The organism is Paenibacillus sp. 01T431 (assembly GCF_056398625.1).
Window position 1 is genome coordinate 1 of the sequence record NZ_JBFTPT010000034.1, and the last position, 19,527, is coordinate 19,527.

At 45.1% G+C, this 19,527-nt stretch carries 15 protein-coding genes and 4 pseudogenes; 16 read left to right on the plus strand and 3 right to left on the minus strand.

The window, feature by feature from the left end; translation table 11 throughout:
* Window positions 1–287: 287 nt before the first annotated feature.
* Together AC1DM9_RS33220 and AC1DM9_RS33225 are read left to right on the plus strand one after the other, a co-directional pair.
* Window positions 288–578 (plus strand): annotated as a pseudogene (locus tag AC1DM9_RS33220) (SOS response-associated peptidase family protein); the annotation flags it as partial.
* Window positions 579–841: 263 nt separating this feature from the next.
* Window positions 842–1,030 (plus strand): hypothetical protein, encoded by a 189-nt coding sequence (locus tag AC1DM9_RS33225; protein WP_477584305.1) that lies wholly within the window; start codon window positions 842–844, stop codon window positions 1,028–1,030.
* Between the two features lie 42 nt (window positions 1,031–1,072).
* Here AC1DM9_RS33225 and AC1DM9_RS33230 read toward each other — a convergent pair.
* Together AC1DM9_RS33230 and AC1DM9_RS33235 are read right to left on the minus strand one after the other, a co-directional pair.
* Window positions 1,073–1,204: pseudogene (locus AC1DM9_RS33230) on the minus strand (hypothetical protein); the annotation flags it as partial.
* Between the two features lie 77 nt (window positions 1,205–1,281).
* On the minus strand, window positions 1,282–2,700 hold the full coding sequence (locus AC1DM9_RS33235; RefSeq protein ID WP_477584262.1) for a hypothetical protein: 1,419 nt from the start codon (window positions 2,698–2,700) through the stop codon (window positions 1,282–1,284).
* Between the two features lie 219 nt (window positions 2,701–2,919).
* Here AC1DM9_RS33235 and AC1DM9_RS33240 point away from each other — a divergent pair, with 219 nt between their 5' ends.
* The 9 genes from AC1DM9_RS33240 to rbsK all read left to right on the plus strand — a co-directional run bounded on the left by AC1DM9_RS33240 (window position 2,920) and on the right by rbsK (window position 13,578).
* Window positions 2,920–4,680, plus strand: a complete 1,761-nt coding sequence (locus AC1DM9_RS33240; protein WP_477584264.1) for a sensor histidine kinase — start codon at window positions 2,920–2,922, stop codon at window positions 4,678–4,680.
* Window positions 4,681–4,699: 19 nt separating this feature from the next.
* Window positions 4,700–6,355 carry a response regulator transcription factor gene (locus AC1DM9_RS33245; RefSeq protein ID WP_477584266.1) on the plus strand — a complete coding sequence of 552 codons (1,656 nt, stop codon included), beginning with the start codon at window positions 4,700–4,702 and terminating at the stop codon, window positions 6,353–6,355.
* A 130-nt stretch (window positions 6,356–6,485) separates the two neighbouring features.
* Complete coding sequence (locus AC1DM9_RS33250) at window positions 6,486–8,144, plus strand: type 2 periplasmic-binding domain-containing protein (protein ID WP_477584268.1); 1,659 nt, start codon at window positions 6,486–6,488, stop codon at window positions 8,142–8,144.
* 78 nt (window positions 8,145–8,222) lie between these two features.
* Window positions 8,223–9,182, plus strand: coding sequence for an ABC transporter permease (locus AC1DM9_RS33255; RefSeq protein ID WP_477584270.1), 960 nt, complete (start codon window positions 8,223–8,225; stop codon window positions 9,180–9,182).
* Between the two features lie 11 nt (window positions 9,183–9,193).
* Complete coding sequence (locus AC1DM9_RS33260; RefSeq protein WP_477584272.1) at window positions 9,194–10,066, plus strand: carbohydrate ABC transporter permease; 873 nt, start codon at window positions 9,194–9,196, stop codon at window positions 10,064–10,066.
* A gap of 27 nt (window positions 10,067–10,093) precedes the next feature.
* A complete protein-coding gene (locus tag AC1DM9_RS33265) occupies window positions 10,094–11,110 on the plus strand; it encodes a hypothetical protein (protein ID WP_477584274.1) in 1,017 nt (338 codons plus the stop codon).
* A 12-nt stretch (window positions 11,111–11,122) separates the two neighbouring features.
* A complete protein-coding gene (locus tag AC1DM9_RS33270) occupies window positions 11,123–11,674 on the plus strand; it encodes a hypothetical protein (protein ID WP_477584276.1) in 552 nt (183 codons plus the stop codon).
* 36 nt (window positions 11,675–11,710) lie between these two features.
* Window positions 11,711–12,634 (plus strand): nucleoside hydrolase, encoded by a 924-nt coding sequence (locus AC1DM9_RS33275; protein WP_477584278.1) that lies wholly within the window; start codon window positions 11,711–11,713, stop codon window positions 12,632–12,634.
* Window positions 12,635–12,651: 17 nt separating this feature from the next.
* Window positions 12,652–13,578 carry a ribokinase gene (rbsK, locus tag AC1DM9_RS33280; protein ID WP_477584280.1) on the plus strand — a complete coding sequence of 309 codons (927 nt, stop codon included), beginning with the start codon at window positions 12,652–12,654 and terminating at the stop codon, window positions 13,576–13,578.
* A gap of 138 nt (window positions 13,579–13,716) precedes the next feature.
* On the opposite strand, the gene AC1DM9_RS33285 is transcribed toward rbsK, so the two are convergent.
* Window positions 13,717–13,950, minus strand: coding sequence for a hypothetical protein (locus tag AC1DM9_RS33285; protein ID WP_477584282.1), 234 nt, complete (start codon window positions 13,948–13,950; stop codon window positions 13,717–13,719).
* Window positions 13,951–14,870: 920 nt separating this feature from the next.
* Between AC1DM9_RS33285 and AC1DM9_RS33290 the strand changes: the two genes are divergently transcribed.
* The 5 genes and pseudogenes from AC1DM9_RS33290 to dcm all read left to right on the plus strand — a co-directional run bounded on the left by AC1DM9_RS33290 (window position 14,871) and on the right by dcm (window position 19,245).
* The gene (locus AC1DM9_RS33290; RefSeq protein WP_477584284.1) at window positions 14,871–15,410 is read left to right on the plus strand and encodes a TraX family protein; all 540 of its coding nucleotides are present in this window, start codon (window positions 14,871–14,873) and stop codon (window positions 15,408–15,410) included.
* 446 nt (window positions 15,411–15,856) lie between these two features.
* The gene (locus tag AC1DM9_RS33295) at window positions 15,857–16,570 is read left to right on the plus strand and encodes a YHYH domain-containing protein (protein WP_477584286.1); all 714 of its coding nucleotides are present in this window, start codon (window positions 15,857–15,859) and stop codon (window positions 16,568–16,570) included.
* A 524-nt stretch (window positions 16,571–17,094) separates the two neighbouring features.
* Window positions 17,095–17,210 (plus strand): annotated as a pseudogene (locus AC1DM9_RS33300) (Y-family DNA polymerase); the annotation flags it as partial.
* A 227-nt stretch (window positions 17,211–17,437) separates the two neighbouring features.
* Window positions 17,438–17,823, plus strand: a pseudogene (locus tag AC1DM9_RS33305) (manganese catalase family protein); the annotation flags it as partial.
* Window positions 17,824–18,348: 525 nt separating this feature from the next.
* The gene (gene dcm, locus AC1DM9_RS33310; protein ID WP_477584288.1) at window positions 18,349–19,245 is read left to right on the plus strand and encodes a DNA (cytosine-5-)-methyltransferase; all 897 of its coding nucleotides are present in this window, start codon (window positions 18,349–18,351) and stop codon (window positions 19,243–19,245) included.
* The last annotated feature ends 282 nt before the right edge of the window (window positions 19,246–19,527 follow it).

The window sequence follows — 19,527 nt, forward strand, 5'->3', positions numbered from 1 at the left end:
TAGTTCCTCTATTTATTTCCGCATGCCCAGCCCACCACCTCAACCGGTATCACCTGTGCTGTTTCTTAAAATCGACCTAATCCAAGGTGATGAAATCCTGCGAATGAGTGAGTATATGTGAGATAAACCCTTAAAACCGAGGGACGGGTAACGTTAGTTCAACGAACTATGGAGCAGTATGCTTTCGGTAGCAGCTCTATTTCTTCATCACGTACGAGTGTTTTTAGTCTTTTAGAAAAGGACTCTTTGTAGTGAGAATGTACTGAGAAAAAAGTTTTGCTGGTCTTTATGATACATGGGAGGATTCAAACAGCGAAATAATACAAAGTTGTACGATTATTACAACGACACCAAACGGAAACGTTGCTGACATACATAATCCTATGCCTGTCATTCTGACAAATAAAGCTGCTGACGATTGGATTAATCCTGAAATTGCAGAAACTGATGATGTACTAAATTTTTTGAAACCATACCCAGCAGAGCTTATGTTTAAATATCCAGTCTCGAGAGATGTCGGAAATGTTAAAAATTCTTATGAAACACTGATCGAGGAGATACCATTGAATTCCCGATAAATGTTTTCATAATTAAACGAACTTGTATAGCGCAGCTTCCAGCTTAGTTAAGTTGGGAGCTCTTTTTCTTTGCTTCGGGGGAAAGTGGAAGCACATAAGGCGTTATGTCCTTGCACCTAAAACATATGGTCAAATGATGACACTTCCTCGTGATTATAGCAAGCTTGATGAGATAAAAGTAGTGCTTCTGGAGCTCATGCAGCTCGTATGACAGCGTTGCAGAGGCAAGTACTACTTTTTGGTATGTCGTTTCAGTCGGTTGCTTGGGAGCTGATTTTGACAACCCAGCGGGTTTTTTATCGACAAATAAAAATGGAAGATCCTACCACGCACAGGTGAAAAGGGTATATTTTCTGCTTGTGGAGAGGCTGGCAGAGCTTCGTATCCGGCCGGCAGATGCAACTATTCAGCTGTATAAGCAGATTAAGGAAAACAAAATACCGCATGAATAGAGTGATAGGGAGGAGCGTTTCACCCAGGTTTGTCCGTGAATAATCAACCCTTGTTATAACTTCATGATCCACCTCGAGCTGGACCACTCCGTCTCTCTCCAGCTCGCAATGATGCCAGAAACTATGTCCACATAGAAAAGAGAAGAGCCCTCCGAAGAGGGCTTCCTCGTTCATTCCATATGGTATGTTGCAAGAGATGCATCCCCAAGCCCAAAACGCTTCAACGTTACATCGTGTCGGCCAATCCTGTTTTATCGGCTAGGGAAGGAAAAGGATAAATTGGCTGATTTGGAGCTCAGCTTTTGTCCTTTGGCAGACAGGAAGTAGACCTCAAGCCTAATGGTTTGGCTGTCGATACCGGCAGGCTTTAGGATTGGAATCTTGAATTTTTCTTCTTCGTTAATTGCATTCGGATAAGCTGTCCCGGCCTCAATCAAGTAACCCCTCGTGTCAAACATTTGATAACCTACCCAGGCTTGGTTTATTTTCTTCTTGGAGCTGCCGTGGATCTCGAACACATTCGTATTCAAGTTGTGCGTCAAGCGCTCAACCGAGAATAGTTTGCTGCTGAAAGCGGTTAGCGGTTTCTCCATTATACTGTCCCCATCCGTTAACTCGCCTTCTACCCTCCAGATGTCATATGTATATTCAGGAATCGTGCTTAAAGCTGGACCCGCCAGACTAACTGTAAAATAAACCTCCGTTTTTGCGGGATCGGGAAGCGTGCCATATGGCGTCCGAAGGAGTGAAGCGTTATGGTTGCGCGGTTTTCCGGAGATGGCGCTGCTCAGCGCTCCTTCGACCTTCCATGAGCCGCCGCCGCCCCAAACAAAGCTTCCCTCCATGCTAACGACCTGCAGACTCGCACTGATGTAAGCCGGATTATCGCTCGGGAAGGGGCGTTGATCGCGCACGGCGAAGAAGCGATCACGCGTCGGATCATAGACCATGTCAAAGTTGTTTAGCCAGTCGGGATTGCCGTTGCTGTCGGTTAATCCATTGTTCGTTAATGGCAGCGGAGTACCAATCACAGGTGCGCTCATGTCGTTTAAGTTTAATTGGACGCGGTAGCCTCCCGTTGTGTTCGGATCTCCTTTCGTATAAAACAGCAATAGCCCGCCTTGGCCGTCAATGCTTGTGGCAGAAGGCTGTCCGACTCCCCAATAACCATCGTTAGGGTATTCTATAATTGGCGAGGGATATTTCACCCATTCGCCTGACAAGTCGTTCGTGAAAGCGACGCCAATCTGGTTATGATAGCTGGCATTCACATCATTCCCCAAATAAAACAACGCGTAATCGTACATTACCCCTGAATATTGAAATTGGCCAGCAACGATAGCGGGATCGCACACATGGTAGCTGTCCCAAGCACCTTCTGGCCCTGCATCAAGCACGGATTTGGATTCGACCACGCTGCCGTTTACGATTTTGGTATAAAAAATATGGTCCTTGATAACTCCGTCCTGCGCATTATGGCAAGTCCACATATGCTCCGTGCTGCCGTCGCGAATAACCGTCGGCGCATAAGCGTAGGTATTGCCGGTGGGATTGTAAACCTCTGTTAACGTTGGTGAGTTCCACAAGACGGCTGCCTTAGCGGTCTGAAGCGGCAATACTGCGAAAATAAGAACAAGAGCCAACAAACCTAATGCTTTGAGCTTCCCCATATTATTTTCCCCCTGACGAGTGTGTATTGTGACCCTAGCTTGGGTCTGTTTAATCATAGCCATTTCACCGAATAGTTAGCTACTTCGATATCTTGACTGTCTTTTGTTTACTTGCCAGAGAAGGAAGAGGTAAACAGAAGACAGAGGAGTAGCCTTCATGCTACAGAATAAGTAAAGGAGACCCTAATCGATAGGGCAAAGGGAAGCGAGTTGGCAGCGATGAGATTACGATTTTTCAAAAAAATCCCGACCACAGGCATCAATCTGTTCCAGAAGCTGATTCTTGTTTTTTTGATAGCGATTACCCCCGTATTTATTGTTAGCGCGCTTATTAACCGTTCAGGTGAAGCAGCGATTTCAGGCGAGATAACGAATTCGCTGAAATCGAATGCCCATTTTTATTTAAATACATTCGAGCTGGAAATGGAAAGAGTGATCCGGATGAAGCAGAAATACATTCTGGATAGCTCTGTGCAAAATTTAATGAGGTACCACACCATTTATTCGGACAGCGATGTTATCTATGCCAAACAGGATATTGAGCGAAGACTGCAGCAGTTCAAGGATTCCAGCTTGTTTGTCCATAAGATCAAGCTGATGCTGACGGACTTGGAGACGACGATCCATAATGATCTAATTGAGCAGCAGGTAGAGGAAGCGGATGTCGAGGCTCTGCAGGGGCTTTACCTTTCGCGGAAGCACATAGGCTCCGATCAGGACGAGCTCATCATGGGCGAGCATTATCCCAAAAAAGAGATGCAGGAGGGTACTCCGAAAATATGGATGGAGATCATTTTGTCCAAAACAAATATGGAACGATCTTTGCGGGAAGTCGCGACCTATAATGGAGGCGAAGCGTTAATCGTTGATCAAGAGGGCAAATGGTTGCTTGGCTCGCTGCCGCAAGAAGGAATGAATAATGCGGAGCTGCTTAGACTGCTGCAGCTGGGCAAAGCAGAGGAAGACGCTAGCGGAATCGGAAGGTTTATGATTGATGGTATCGCTTACGTCTTTGCTTATGAATCGTCCTCCTTGCTCGATGCAACGCTTGTCGCTTACGTACCGGAGAATAGCTTTCTGGGTCCTATCAAATGGTACAAAAGGATCTATTTCATTTTGGCGGCGACATCGCTATTGGTTATTATTTTCTTCTCCACCTGGATTTACAGCCTAATTCATAAGCCGATGATTCGGCTGACAGGAGCTTTCCGCCGACTGGAGAAGGGGGTATTCAACACGCTGCTCGAATCGGACCGTAAGGATGAATTTAACTATTTATATCAGCAGTTCAATAAAATGTCCGGTAGATTGGAAGGATTGATCAATGACGTATATGAGCATGAGCTGAGGCTGAACCGGGCCGAATTAAAGCAGCTGCAGGCTCAAATTAACCCGCATTTCCTATATAACATCTTTTTTCTGCTGAATCGGATCATCCAGCTTGATGATATCGAAAACGCCAAGCGGCTGACCAAATATTTAGGCCAATTTTTCCGATTTATTACGCGCAACAAGGAAGATGAGGCTCTGCTCAAAGAAGAAATGTCGCATATTGAAGCTTACATTGGTATACAGAGCCTGCGCTTCGGAAATAAGCTGGCCGTTCAAATCGAGCCACTTCCGGCAGCAGTAGAACAGCTTATCGTGCCGAGGCTTATTCTGCAGCCAATCGTAGAAAACGCTTTTGAATACGGGTTAGAGGATCATCACGAACAGGGAATTTTGCGCATTTGGTTTGAGCTGGTGGAGGAAGAGCTGCTCATTCACATCGAGGATAATGGCATCGGCCTGACAGAAGCGACGGTTGAGAGCTTGCAGCAGCTATTATTGTCCCAGGGCAGAGACATTGAGACCACAGGCATTTTGAATATCCATCGGAGAGTCCAGTTGAAGTTTGGACAAGCCTATGGACTGACGATTGGTCGCAGCAAGGACGGCGGACTGCATGTCATGCTGCGATTGCCGATTCATTCCAGCTAATTTAAGGAGGAAGCCGAACATGTACCGGTTATTGATTGTAGACAACGAAGAATATGTCGTGAATGGTCTGGTGGAGCTGTTCAATCCAGCCCGACACCCGGAAATTGAGGTCGCAGGCGCATATTCAGCAGCTGAAGCTTTGAATGTGCTCATGACGACCCAGATGGATATTGTGATTACCGATATACGGATGCCAGGCATGAATGGATTGGAATTGCAGAAAATTATTGTCGCCCGATGGCCGTATTGCAAGGTTATTTTTCTATCGGGCTACGACGATTTTAACTATGCTCAGGAGGCCATTCGGCAGGGCTCCGTTAATTATATTTTGAAGACGGAAGAGGATGAGGTCATTATAGCGGCGGTTTATGCCGCGATTAAGCTTGTTCAAGGGGAGCAGGAAGCCAAAACCTTGCTAGAAGATGCGAAAAAACAAGTGAAGCAGGCGCTTGGGGCGCTGCAAAGGGAGTTTTTTGAAAGTCTGCTCCTTGGTGATAAAGCAGCCTACAAGTCCTTGCCTCAGCAACTTGAAGAGCTGCAGATCCCTTTGCTGCCAGAGAAGCAATTGTTTGCGGTAATCGCTAAAGTAGATGAATGGGAGCAGCCTTATTCGCAATACGATCGCTCCTTGCTGCTCTATGCGGTACAAAACATTGCCAACGAATATTTATCGTTATCTATGATTCATCACTCTTTTATTTACGACCGTTCGAAAATTATATGGCTGATGCAATCCAAAGCCGAGCCGTGGATCGATCATATGCAAATTGCCAGCACGATGAATATGACCTCCCATTTTGTCTATGGCACCTTTGAATGCATTCAATCCTCTTGCCGGGACTTGCTTAATCTGTCGATGTCAATTACAATTGGCGGCCATCCGTTTGGATGGCCGCAGCTAGGTGAGCATCTCGACCAATTAAAAAATAAAATGACCTCATCGATTAAGAAGCAGCAGCTTGTATTGGATGAGCAGCAGCGTTCGGATCAAGCGGAGGAGAGCAGAAGCTTTCCGGTCCGCTTAGAGATATTTAAGCATTATGAGCATTTAGCCTATTGTCTGGAGCACAAAAACAAAGAAGAGTTCAACCGGGTATTGGAGCTCTTGCTTCATATCGGGGAGCAGGCCTTCAATGGTCGGCATACGATCGTTTGTTTGCAAATATCCAGCTCGATCTATGCTCTGCTGCTTGCCTATTTGGAGAAGCTTAACCTTACAGAAATGCCGAAATGGATTTCGGAGCTGCAAGCCAGCATTGAATCCGGCCTAGCGAACAACTGGGATTGGCAGATGGAGCAGCTGCAGCGATTGGCAAAGTACATCTTGGAGCAGTGCCTGCCTGCGGAAGAAAATGAAGAAAACCGCGTCGTACAAAGCATTCATGCTTACCTGATTAGTCATTTAGGCGGCGATTTATCACTGAAGACCATGGCCTTTGCCATTGGCCATAACCCTTCCTATTTGTCACGCTTGTACAAGCAAAAGGCAGGGAAGGCATTATCGGAGACGATTAACGAGATGAAGCTGGTGAGAGCCAAGGAACTGCTCGCGGAGCCGCAGTACCGAATTGGCGATGTCTCCAAAGCGGTCGGTTTTTTGTCCGAGCATTATTTTTACCGCTTCTTCAAGAAGGCTACTCAGATGACCCCGCAGGAGTACCGCGATCAGCTGTAGGTAAACGAAAGATAGTCAATCAGGTAACAATATCAAAGTAGATGGCTCTTTGGGTTTTCCCATACAATGGAGCTACGGTTATAGGCCTAGCCAATCAAAAACAGCAATGAGCATATTAGGGGGTTACGCAATGAGAAGCAAGAAATGGATGTTGACCATGCTTCTATTCATGTTCGCGGCAATGACGGTTTTGCCGGCTTGCACCGGAAACGATCGCAACCAAGAACAGCAAGAAGGAAACACGAACGAAACTAATCCGCCAGCACAGGAAATATTGGATATTGATTGGTACGTGAATTTGTCTTGGTGGAAATATAGCGGCGATTATGGCAAGGATAAATTCTCGCAGCTGATTCGCGACAAATTCGGTCTTAATATTAATTTCATTACGCCAGCCGGAGATGGCTCGGAGCAGATGTCAGCCATGATCGCTACCGGGCAAATTCCGGATATCATCACGGTGGAGTCTTGGATGGATTACAAAACAAGCCTTGCGAAGGGCGGCTATCTAATCTCTTTAAACGAGCTGATTGAGAAATATGCCCCAGACTTTAAGCCTTATGAGGATATTTTCAATTGGTACAAGGAATCGGACGGCAATACGTACGTCCTGCCTAACTTTGCCTATTCCAGCTATGCGCTAAAGCCCGGTGAGCAGCTTGAATCGAACAGCGCTTTTACGCTGAGAAGCGATATTTACGAGCAGCTAGGGCGTCCGGATATTTCAACAGCAGACAAGTTTCTGGATGTATTGGAACGAGTGAAAAATGAAGTGAAAACGTATGACGGCAAGCCGATAATTCCGCTTCAGCTCTATGAGTTTACTTCAAACGGGAATAGCTCGCTCGACTGGCTGGTCGAAAATTTTGCGATTCCTTATGAGAAGGAAGACGGAACCTACAATAACCGCAGGTATGACGCAAAGTATTGGGACACGCTGCGTTTCTTAAATGATGCTTATAACAGAGGCCTCATTTCCAAAGATAATTTTACGGATAAACGGGATCAAATTAATGAGAAAATCGCGAGCGGCAGAGTGTTTTCGAGCTTGACTGCGCCCCAGGATTTTACCGATTCCATGCGTACGCTGTATAACAATGACGATGCCGCGCAATATGAAGCATTTGCTTTGCGGAATTATGCAGGCGAGGATCCGGTTCTGACGGACATCCGCGGATTCGGCTGGCTTGTTACGATGGTGGGCAAGGAATCCAAGGCGCATGAAAGGATTATTAAGCTCATGCAGTTTTTGAGCAGCAAGGAAGGCCAGCATATCGTCCATTTTGGCTGGGAGGGCGAAACGTATACGTATAATGCGGATGGCACGATCGCATGGACGGAGGAGTATACGGAGACACTCGCCAAGGGCGACGGGTCGGAGAAAAAATGGGGAATGGGCTTCAACCTGCTGATGGACTGGTATTCGGTAAGAGATTTGTTCCCTCAGCCTGATAAACCCGTGGACAGCTATCTGGCGGAGTCTAATATGAAGAAGCCGTTAATTCCATACAGCTATGATACTAGTGCTTCCGGCGGCAAACCGATCCCGGATCATCCAAACCGCGACAAGATGCTTGAAACGGGCAACCGGCTCTCCTTATTTTGGGGCAGAGAGCTGCCTCGTATCATCATGGCTGAATCGGAGGAGAAGGCACGCAGCATTTACGAGGACACGCTTGCGAAGCTCGACGAAATGGGCAGGTCCGAATATGATGCGTACACGAATGAGCTGTTCCAAAATGCAAAAGAAGCACTCGGTATCGAGCACTCCTGGCCGCTATACAAATAACAAACGATAACATTGGCCTGTGCGTCTGCCGTATTTGGGCGTACGGGCTGCTAATGGGGACAGGAGGAGGCACATCTGATGCAGCAAGAAATAGCTTTGACCAAGCTTCGACCGCAGCCCAGTCTGCCCAGACGTTTATGGAAGCAGTGGCAAATCCAGTTCATGGCACTTTGCGGCATTGTTTTTATACTCATCTTTAATTATTTGCCGATGTTTGGCATTGTCATTGCGTTTAAGAAAGCGGACTACTCGGTCAATCTCATGAAAAGCGTAGTGGAGGCGCCATGGGTGGGATTTGCTTATTTCAAGGAGTTTATTAACGATTATCAATTTAGAGATATTTTGTTTAATACGATTGGACTGAATTTACTACAGCTTCTGATCAATTTTCCGGCACCGATTATTTTTGCCATTTTGATTAGCGAGATCGTCCACAAACGCTACAAAAAATTTGTGCAATCGATCACCTATTTTCCGCATTTTATTTCCTGGATCGTCTTTGGCGGCATCGTCATTAATATGCTGTCCGTAGAGTCTGGCGTAGTCGTTCCGATTCTAATGAAGCTTGGTTTCATTAACGAACCAGTCGCGATACTGGGAGAGGCCACGGCCTTCTGGGGGATAATCATCATCACCTCTATTATTAAGGGGCTGGGATGGGGCTCTATTATTTATTTAGCGGCAATCACCTCCATTGATCCGACCTTGTACGAGGCAGCAACGATTGACGGAGCGGGAAGGTTTAGACGTATTTGGCATATTACGCTTCCATCCATATCGGGAACCATCATCGTTTTTTTCCTGCTGTCCGTCAGCAATCTGCTTAATTCGTCCTTCGATCATATTTGGGTATTCCAAAATCCGTTGAATCTGGAACGAAGCGAGGTTATAGATACCTTTGTGTACAAAATGGGGATCACTCAGATGCGTTATTCCTACACGACAGCGGTAGGGCTGTTCAAGTCTCTGGTAGCGCTGGTGCTGCTGGTAGCCGGGCATCTTCTTAGCAAACGCATTGCCGGCCGCGGTATTTTTTAGGAGGGGAACAAATGGTTACCAAACGGTTCGACTGGTTTAATGTGTTGAATTACACCTTTCTGGCACTCTTTTGCATCATCACCATTTATCCAATTTATTTTGTGCTTATTGGTTCTTTTAACGAAGGCAGCGATTATATGCGGGGCGGGGTATTTTTGTTTCCGCGAGAATTCAGCCTTGCTAACTACGGCGTAGTACTGCAGGACGAACGGTTGTACGTGGGGCTTAAGGTCAGCATCCTTCGCACCGTCATCGGCACCTTAACGAGTATCCTGTTTACCGCGATGGTGTCCTATGCCATGTCCCGGAAAAATTTAATTTGGCGCAGTCCTTATTATTGGCTCCATCTGATCACGTTGTTTTTTGGAGGGGGGCTCATTCCTTACTTTCTCGTATTAAAAAACCTAGCGCTGATTAACTCCTTTTGGGTGTATATTATTCCGTCTATGTTCTCTGTATTTAACATGATTATTTTTAACTCGTTTTTCCGCGAGATCCCGGAGGAGCTGCATGAGTCGGCTACCGTTGACGGGGCCAATGAGTTTCGCATTTTTCTATCCATGTTTATTCCGCTTTCCGTGCCCGTGCTGGCAACTGTCGGGCTGTGGAATGCGGTATACCATTGGAACTCGTTCTTTGATGCGATGATTTTTACGACCAAAAGAGATTTAATGCCGCTGCAGCTTTTGTTGATGAAAATGATCCGGGAAGCGGACGTCATTTCAAACAGCCAGTATATCCCGCCGCAGGTACAGCGCAAGATCAGCGTACAGACGATTCGGATGGCAGCCATCATGGTGAGCACCGTACCGATTTTATGCGTCTATCCTTTTTTGCAGCGGTATTTCGTTACGGGTTTTATGGTCGGATCGCTTAAAGGGTAGCCCACTTGGATCAATGGAGGGAAATCGATGCCTAAAGCTGGGGTGTATCAAATGTTTGACGAGGAGGAGGGCATATATAATTATTGTCCTTCGCCTATATGTACCGATGAGGAAACGATGTATATTTTCTTTTGTACCAATACGTGGCCGGGCCTTGTTATCGATGACATTTATGCGCGAAAAGGCAAGCTTGTGGACGGTACGTGGCAGTTCGGGGACAAGTTCCGCGTGCTGGAGCCCTCTCGGCTGGGATGGGATAACATCCATGTATGCGATCCCGATGTCATCCAAGGGGAATTTCGGTATAAGGGTGAAACCTACCCATGGATGATGGTTTTCTTAGGCTGCGATATCCATTACAGCTACCATAACCAAATCGGGGTCGCTTTTGCCAAGGAGATCGAAGGGCCTTATGTCAAATATGATGGCAACCCTATCGTGAATTATGAAGAGGTATTTCATTGGGGAGCGGGGCAGCCCTGCGTAATATCGCTGGATGGCAAAGGGAAATTCCGCATGCTGTATACGCAATCCGTACATGAGTATGAGAGGCGCCTGACCGGAACGAGAACCTTTTGGCGAGACTTTGATCTCTCGGATGCGGACCATCCGATCATAACGGAGGAAGTAGCGATGCATGAGGGAGGGATAACGAACAAGGATATGGAAGGTGCGGTAGCCGTATTTAACCCGTCGCTAATGTGGGACCGGCAGCAGGATCTGTACTATTTGACGAGGGAAGGTACACCCTTCGACCGCGAGCACGTTCCCGGCTTTATCTCCTCCTATTCCCAGGTTTGTGTGATTTCCAGACAAAACTTCGAGCGGAATGAAGGCGGCTGGCAGGTTCTGTACAACATCGATCAAGGAGATACGGGTTTTCCTCGCAATCATAATGCAGGTTTAATCAAAGACGCGTTCGGCTGGCAGCCGCAGGGCAGAAAGCCTCAAGCAGCCGTCACCGTCTCTGAGCTCAAGGATCAAGGTTACTTATGGACGTATAGAATCTATTATACGGAGATTCAGCTAGAGGAACAGTCATGAGGAGGAACGGGCATGTCCAGAACTTATGTGCTTCAATCGCCGGGAATAGCGATAGCTTCGGCAAGAATGAAGGCGGATGTCAATTATATCGGCATCGCTGACCAAGTGCTGGTAAGCAAGCTTGCGCATAACCATGTGTTTCTTTGCGAGGCATGGGAGCAAGGCCCGATAACGGAACGCAGGCTGCAGCGCTTATACCACCGGCTGATGCCAGGAGATTCGTTGTTTATGGAAGCCAACCTGCCAGAGCCGTTACTGATAAAGGCACTAAGATATGCCAAGGAAGCCGGCGCGACAACTGTGCTCGTATACATGAGGCCTGACCTGAATAAATATTCCATAGTGAGTTCGCAAGCGGACATTCTCATCGTACCAGAGAGCAATGAAAATATGGCGGCTAATCGGGTCATTACGTTTCGGGAGCATGAGCATGCGGAGGCACTGGCCGGAGCGTTTGCTTTGGCACTGATGAACGGTTTGGATGAGAAACAGGCCGAGGCATTTTATCGGAAAGCGGCTTTATCGAAGGAGCTGCCTTGGTATGATGAAGTTGCTTATGGATAAATAGCAGAATAATGATGATATTTAGGAGGATTTTATATGACAACATTTCCGGTAATTTCACCTGAAGAAATGGTTAAGCGCCTTGCACATCCCGGTAGACAAATAAGAATGGTGCTGGATACGGACACCTTTAATGAAATAGATGATCAATTCGCCGTCACGTATGCGCTGCTGTCCGCAGACAACATGATCGTGGAAGCCTTTTATGCTGCGCCATTTTTTAATGAGCTGTCTACCGGTCCAGCTGATGGCATGGAGAAGAGCTATCAAGAGATTCTGAAGATCAGGCGCATATTGGGAAGAGAGGATGTACCGGTGTTTCGCGGCGCGACCTCCTTTCAGCCCGCTGCCGATGAGCCTGTCGACAGCGAAGCGGCACGGGATTTGGTGAAGCGGGCGATGGCGAGCGATCCTTCCGATCCGCTGTATGTGGTCGGCATTGCAGCCATTACGAATGTCGCGGCGGCCCTGCTCCTAGAACCGGCCATTATCGAACGCATTGTCGTCGTATGGCTTGGGGGCAATGCGCTGCACTGGCCCGATACAAGGGAGTTTAATCTGCAGCAGGACATTCATGCCTCGCGCCTGATGTTCGACAGCGGCGTGCCGCTCATCTTAATGCCGTGTCTTGGTGTAGCCACGCATCTGCAAACCTCGCTCTCAGAGCTTCGGGATTACGTGAAGGGGCAAGGCGAGATCGGCGACTATCTGTATGAGACGTATGAGAATTGCTCCTCCGACCATTTTGGCTATTCGAGAGTCATTTGGGATATTGCGGTCATCGCTTGGCTGAACAACTCCGAATGGTGCTGGAGCACGCTGGTTCACAGCCCGCGCTTATCCGATGATTTCCGCTGGAGCGTGGATACGAACCGCCATTTTATCCGCTGCGTCCACTTTATACGGCGGGATGACGTATTCCGGGATCTGTTCCGTAAAATTCAGGAAAGTGCCCGTTAATTATGGAGCGGATAAGCATGAGGAGGGCGCCGCGCATCGCCGTTGTCGGCAGCTTAAATATGGATCTGGTCGTGAGCGCAGAGCGAATGCCTCGAATAGGAGAGACGATATCCGGAAGCTCCATTCATTATGTTGCCGGGGGAAAAGGAGCTAATCAGGCGGTTGGCTGCGTCAGACTCGGAGCGGATGTGCAGATGATTGGAGCTGTCGGAAACGATGTTTTCGGGCAGCGTGTTCTTAGCGAAATGAGGCAAAGCGGCGTAAATACCGATGCCGTTGCCATACTGGACGATAAGGCGACTGGCATCGCCGCGATCACCCGGACGTTAGATGATAATTCGATCATTATTGTGCCTGGGGCAAATGCCGAGCTGACACCGGAGCGAGTGAGGCAGTACCGGTCTATGATTGAGAAGGCGGACCTGCTTCTGGTTCAGCTGGAGATACCGCTGGATGCTGTGAAGGAGGCGCTGCAGCTAGCGCGGGAAGCGGGGGTGACGACGGTTCTAAATCCGGCGCCTGCACAGAAGCTGCCAACCGCCATGTTGCAGCTGGCCGATTATATTACACCGAATGAAACGGAGTTTGCTCAGCTGGCGGAGTATGCGGAAGCGGATGGGGAGCATGCCTGGATCGCTGCACTAGCGGCTTGGGAGAAGACGTTTGCCCAGAAGGTTGTTTTGACGCGAGGCAAGCAGGGCGCAGCGATTATGGTAAGTGGGCAATTGCATACGGTGCAGGCTCCGCCCGTCGAGGTGGTAGACACGACGGGAGCGGGAGACTGCTTGAATGCGGCATTTGGCTTTGGCTTGGCTTCTGGGTGGGATACCGTAAAGTCTCTTCGTCTAGCTGTAACGGCAGCATCGATTTCGGTAGGGCGATTCGGTGCTCAAACAGGCATGCCAACCTTGGCCGAGATCGAAAGCGCAGTGGATGCAGGGTAGAGCAGCATCACTCCACTGATGTAAGCCTAGAGGGGCGGAGAGTCAGTTAGTACCTGATTCTCCGCCCATTATCTATGCAAGTATCATTAATGTTGGTTAGGGCCTCATGGATCATTCCCTGCCTGAGACCGAAGCCGATTATATTAGCAGACTCAAAATCGTCTCCACGACCAGCTCGGGCTGGTCGTGGATGACCATATGACCGCTTCTCTCCGCGATAATCAGCTTGCTGTCTGTAGAGAGGTCCAGCATGCTGCGCTGGCCAGCTTGCCCAATAGCTTCTAGCTTTCTTCCGATATCTGCCGAGAGGCCCGCCTGTGCATAGTTCTGCGGAGGCCCCCTTGCAATAATTCGTACCGGCAGTGCCCCCAAATGTTGTCCGCGGATGGCGTCTTAAGTCGTATAGGCAAGCACTCCTCCTTTTTCCTTGGCATCAAAATAACTGGGTTTGGCGATTACATTAATGAACTCCCCGCGATCCTGCTCCTCAACAAGTCCTTCGAGCAAGAAATCCTTGAATAACCTCGCTGATTTTCGCTCATCAGCATTTCCTGATGCATGCGGCTCACCGTACTCACTGGAGCTTCTTGCATGTAAGCACTATGCACAGCAGTCGACCCAAGGGCATATCCAGACAAAATCTAGACAGCATCTCGTACATCGCATTCGAATGGAGGGGACGTAGAGATACGTCTTCTTTCCAAACGCAGAGAGATGCCGAACTTTCCTCAAACCATTACTCCCTTTACGTATGACAAATTGGTCAGCATGGCAACAAGCAAGGTTGAATAGGAGCGGTCGGTTCCGCTTGAAGATGAATAGCTTCTTCCTGTGTATTTTCCGAATGGAAATCGATTATTTTTAACTCTGGCAAGTGGAGTAGTTCATTGATATACTGGAGTGGCATCTGTCCATTCCTTTTTGTTGTTGGGTAGGACTTACAACACTATAGGAATTGCAGATGTTTTTCCATTTTTATACTCCATTTCATTTCAAGCGCTGATTTTGGTGATGAGCCGAAAATCCTATAGCTTTTTTTTTGTGAAAAAAGAGAACACTTGTTCCAAATCGTGGTGTAGAATTTAAATATAAGAGACACATACACCAGGAGGAATAGGATGTTATATAACGAAAGCTGTATTGAAGGTTCAAAGAAACATTTGGAGGATAACTCAGAGCAATTATTGCAATGTTTGTAGATCATCTTTCTTTTTTGGATTGTAACAAAGGGGACCACATTAGATATAATAATTCATACTTTTGGAAGACTTGCAGCACCTATTATGTGTTATTTGATTGCTGAAGGATTCTTTTATACTTCTAATATAAAAAAGTATATTACTCGACTTTTTATTTTTGCATTAATTTCTCATTTACCCAATGTTTTGTTTTTTGGAATTGAATGGTGGAGAGCAACCAGTGTCATTTGGGTACTTCTATTGGGATTAATTGCATTGGCTGTCAGTCAAAATTCCAAGATTTCCTGGTTGGAAAAGTTATTAGTTATCGTATTATGTTGCTTGTTGGCTTGGACAGCTGATTGGAATTATATAGGTGTATTGTGGATTTTATTTTTTGGAATATTTAAAGCTCGTTTTAAAATGCAGATGATAAGTTTTTTAGTTATTGGGACAATTTTTTATATAATTCCCAGTTTGATTACTTCAGGTATAGACGCTGTATTTCGCTTTGGTATCCTGTTATTGATTCCACTTATCTTTTTCTACAATGGTGAGAGAGGGAGAAAATCAAACCTTATTAAATGGGGTTTTTATATTTTCTATCCAGCTCATTTATTGTTATTGCTTATTTTAAGGTGTTTTATATTGTAAAGTTTTTCTCGAATCTCAGTTTCCAATCAGTTATTAAAATTGAATATTAACCAATCGGTACATTCCAAGAAAGAAATTGATAAGTACACGGCGAGTCAAAACAGCTATAGCTTCATATTTTTAAAATAGATAAATGGAATATTAGGTTACTGGAGGGTACATTAAACTAATATGAGATTCTGCTAAAGCATTAAATGATTGAAGCGGCGGACCAAAATTTTATTAATGTACGGCACATGACCGATATAACGATTTTCATATCGCAGTACGAGACTTGAAACACGTCCGTCTTTAAGCTTAATTCCCACATGGGGTGATTCGTGTTTACAATAGGATAATCATTCATGCATATTATTTTGTTGTATTATTCCCAAACTATGGTTGCATGAGCCTTTCTAAATGCTTAGTATAGGAATATAAAGAAAATATTACTAGGGGGCTATTTTTTGAAGAAAAGTTTAGCTATCATCGTATCGTGTATTTTGATTCTATCTTTAGTTATGCCAACCTTAGCACTTGCGCATTCAGGCCGTACAGATAGTAGCGGAGGTCATAATTGTTCCGCAAAATCAATATCAAAAGGTTTGTGTACTGGCTATCATTATCATAACGGTGGATCAAGCAATTCAGGTGGAACTAGTTCATCAAGTAGTAATACTAAAATAACAAGAGAAAAATCTATAAGTAATGAATATCCACTAGCACCACATTGTAAAAAGGTTAAAGACGTTTACAAGTCGAGTGACAAGTATTTCAATTATTACGAAAGAATTTGGGATTGTAATTATTATACTGAAAGTGGTTCAGTGTATACATACTTAGATTTAAGTTTATACGTAAATAATAATTACCAAACTCTTAATGCTCAATTAATCAGTATTAAAAATACAACTTATATCTCTTTGAGAGATTTTTCACTAATATCTGGTTATAGTATTGAGTTTGATAAAGCAGGAAATATTAATCTTAATAAGGAAGAGAAAAATAACATAAAGTTATTTACCGCTAATAATAAGATTTATCTTAATGGAAAAATCACTAGTGTTAAAGCTGTTAAAGCTGGCGGATATTATTACATTCCATTACGTTCTGCTATAAATTGGGCTGATGGTCAAATAAGCTCCATTGATGATTTTAATCTTTATGTTTTGTTAAAATAGTAAACCACCGTTCTATTATGAAGTACACCATCTCAAGTGACATTTTATGAGTTTTCGAATGTTTGATTGAAGGGAAGCACTTAAAAAGTGGGTTATCTTTGTTTGTTTCAGGGCTAATTTTTCATCAAAATTCTTCATTATAATCACGTGTCTTATCTAGTATGGATATCGCTCAATTTAAAATCAATTTCGAAAGTAAAAGTGGTAAAAGTACAGGTCAGTAAACATAAATTTACATAAGAAGTTGCCAAATTGGCAACTTCTTTTTTTAATGATATAAATTCTTGTCTCAAGATCAGGCCGAGAACTTATATCTTTATCCGAAAGTTTCCAATCTAATATAGCAGCTATAGGGGTCATCAACACAATTAATACGGATTATTTGGCGATATGTTTAGCTCTCGAAGTAGCTATATCTTCATTAATTGCAAAAAAGTGTTAGGCATATAACAAAGCAAAGGCTATCACTCTTCAATTTATTTGGTGGACCGTAATTATGGGAGTATTTCTATAATGATTACACGATTTATGAATCCTATACGGACTTGGTTGAGCCTTATTCCATCGATGAACAATTCTTGGATGAACCGGTTCTTTGCATCTCTATGGATCGCCTGAAGAGCTTGCGCATCTCATACAATAGCAAGTCCAAGAAGAAACAGGAATCTAACGGGGAACGATAGTTGAACGATCTTGGTATTTCGTTGAGATATCAAAGACTTTGAATTGATAAGTTGTAACAGCAGCGTGAGACACGATTTTAGTTATCGAGTTGCAGCTTCATAGTCAAAAGGCATTAATACCGAAATATTCAAAATCGAAAAGCCTTGCTGTGTCTAGGAAAATCATCACTGATAACGTCAGTGTACCGAAGAATTTGCACACCTTGAGATGATTGCGACCATGATTTACAAGCTGACAAAAGATGCAACGAAGAACAGCTTAAGGCTGCAGGTCTAGGTGCTCATTATGTGGCTCATGACAGCGCTTTGTTTTATGAGAATGCAGGCGGCGTACCGTTTACGGCTACCTACATTCAAGCGAAAGGCGATCCGATTGCTGATCTGTATGAGGATATAGCGGCGGAGGAGAAGGCTAGGGCGACGTATCAGTGGCTCATTGATTTGACGGACGACGTCGATCTGCAGGACAGCTTGAAGTTTCTGCGGGAGAGGGAGATTATACATTCGCTGCGGTTCCGTGAAGCGGTCGAGATACTTAAGGAAAAGCGGGATGAGAAAATATTTTATTAGATGGAACCTCTCTGCAGGGTACTGCGGGGAGGTTTTTTGCTTTTGCCTGCTGATGTTAAGCTAACAGCAAGAAGAGTGTGGTGGACCGGCTATTTATTATCGCTCTTTCTTTTGCCAGAGTAACACATCCGCTAACCCTACAATTTGATTGATCACACAAGTCCATCGGGACTAAGCGGAATTTCAGTTATACGTTTATAAGCAGTGGTGTACACAGAAGAGTTGGAAGCAAACCGACTTAGATGGAATGAAGTAAACCGAAGGACGTACGAGGTCGTTCAACCCTTTTGGGCGTATCAACGTTTTGTTCTTAACGAGAGAACATCAGATACCGGCATTAGAATGGGATTTGGACTTATGGAGGCTGGAATGAAATGTGTGGGATATGCGGAATGTGATACAAAATGCGAAACATGCCAAACATTCACGCAGCATGAAGCTCATCCTAAAAAAAGTATTACACAATCTGCCTAACGTGCGGATCTCCCAAAAAACAACCTACTCACGAGAGTTTTAAAATCTTACATGATCCAAACGAAAGGATGTGGAGTGCTTATGATGGTTGCGGGATTTCCTTGCCAGGCTTTCTCCATTGCTGGAAAGCGTGAAGGATTTAACGACGCTATTAGAGGGACAGTATTCTTTGAGATCATCAGGTTCGCATCTATTCTCAAACTTGAATTTATACTCCTTGAAAATGTCACAGGACTCCTCAGTCATGACAAAGGGAGAACGTTCGAGACTATCATCGGAACGTTGGATGAGTTGGGGTACGTGGGGGAGTGGTATGTGCTTAACAGCTCGGCCTATGTGCCACAAAACAGAGAACGAGTCTTCAGTGTCGCAAGTCTTAGAGGATCAAGTGGACGAAAAATATTTCCTTTCAGAGGAGAAAACAACAAGCCTGCTAAAGACTCTAAAACAATAGCTTCTAGGGTCATGATCGCTGGAAATGTAAATCCAAGCAGAAGAGGTATGAATGGCCAAGTAATTGCAGCAAACGGACTAGCGCCGACACTTACAACGAATAAGGGTGAAGGTAACAAAATTTTAGTTAATGTATCACAAAAGACAGGTGTCAACGAAGCAGGAGAAGCAGCTTGTTTAGATGCAAGTTATTTCAAAGGATTAGGAGCCAATCAAGCTCGAACAGGGGTCATGGAACCCATGGCTGTATTAACACCTGACCGCGAAGAGAAAAGGCAGAACGGACGTAGATTTAAGGAGCCAGAAGAACCATCTTTTACGCTAACAGCACAGGACAAACATGGAATCTATGATGGTTATCGTATTCGCAAACTGACACCTCTTGAATGTTTTCGACTGCAGTCTTTTCCGGACGATTGGTTTTATACACTCAAAGGATATGGGATAAGCGATTCCCAATTATATAAAATGGCAGGCAATGCTGTAACGAGCTGAGTTGCTTATGAAATCGGTAAACGATTGATGGATTCCTTCAGATTTTAATGTACTTGAGTAATGCAGTCTGTTCTGTGCTGCATTAATTTTTTGTATAAACAGTATCTACATTGTTATCTAAGGGTAATAAAAGTAGTACATGTTAGGTTATCAGCATTATCATTTCCCTCAACTAATAAAAAGAAGCAGCCGATCATTATGATTGGCTGCTTCTGTGTATTATTGAACTATGGTTTCCCGTTAGTTCAACGATTTATTGATTTTAGACTTCAATTCTGTTTT

Coding starts and splice junctions, on each gene's coding strand:
- AC1DM9_RS33275 (WP_477584278.1), top strand. CDS start 11,711: ATGACAACATTTCCGGTAATTTCACCTGAAGAAATGGTTAAGCGCCTT.
- AC1DM9_RS33235 (WP_477584262.1), bottom strand. CDS start 2,700: ATGGGGAAGCTCAAAGCATTAGGTTTGTTGGCTCTTGTTCTTATTTTC.
- AC1DM9_RS33240 (WP_477584264.1), top strand. CDS start 2,920: ATGAGATTACGATTTTTCAAAAAAATCCCGACCACAGGCATCAATCTG.
- AC1DM9_RS33250 (WP_477584268.1), top strand. CDS start 6,486: ATGAGAAGCAAGAAATGGATGTTGACCATGCTTCTATTCATGTTCGCG.
- rbsK (WP_477584280.1), top strand. CDS start 12,652: ATGAGGAGGGCGCCGCGCATCGCCGTTGTCGGCAGCTTAAATATGGAT.
- AC1DM9_RS33245 (WP_477584266.1), top strand. CDS start 4,700: ATGTACCGGTTATTGATTGTAGACAACGAAGAATATGTCGTGAATGGT.
- AC1DM9_RS33265 (WP_477584274.1), top strand. CDS start 10,094: ATGCCTAAAGCTGGGGTGTATCAAATGTTTGACGAGGAGGAGGGCATA.
- dcm (WP_477584288.1), top strand. CDS start 18,349: ATGATCCAAACGAAAGGATGTGGAGTGCTTATGATGGTTGCGGGATTT.
- AC1DM9_RS33255 (WP_477584270.1), top strand. CDS start 8,223: ATGCAGCAAGAAATAGCTTTGACCAAGCTTCGACCGCAGCCCAGTCTG.
- AC1DM9_RS33270 (WP_477584276.1), top strand. CDS start 11,123: ATGTCCAGAACTTATGTGCTTCAATCGCCGGGAATAGCGATAGCTTCG.
- AC1DM9_RS33260 (WP_477584272.1), top strand. CDS start 9,194: ATGGTTACCAAACGGTTCGACTGGTTTAATGTGTTGAATTACACCTTT.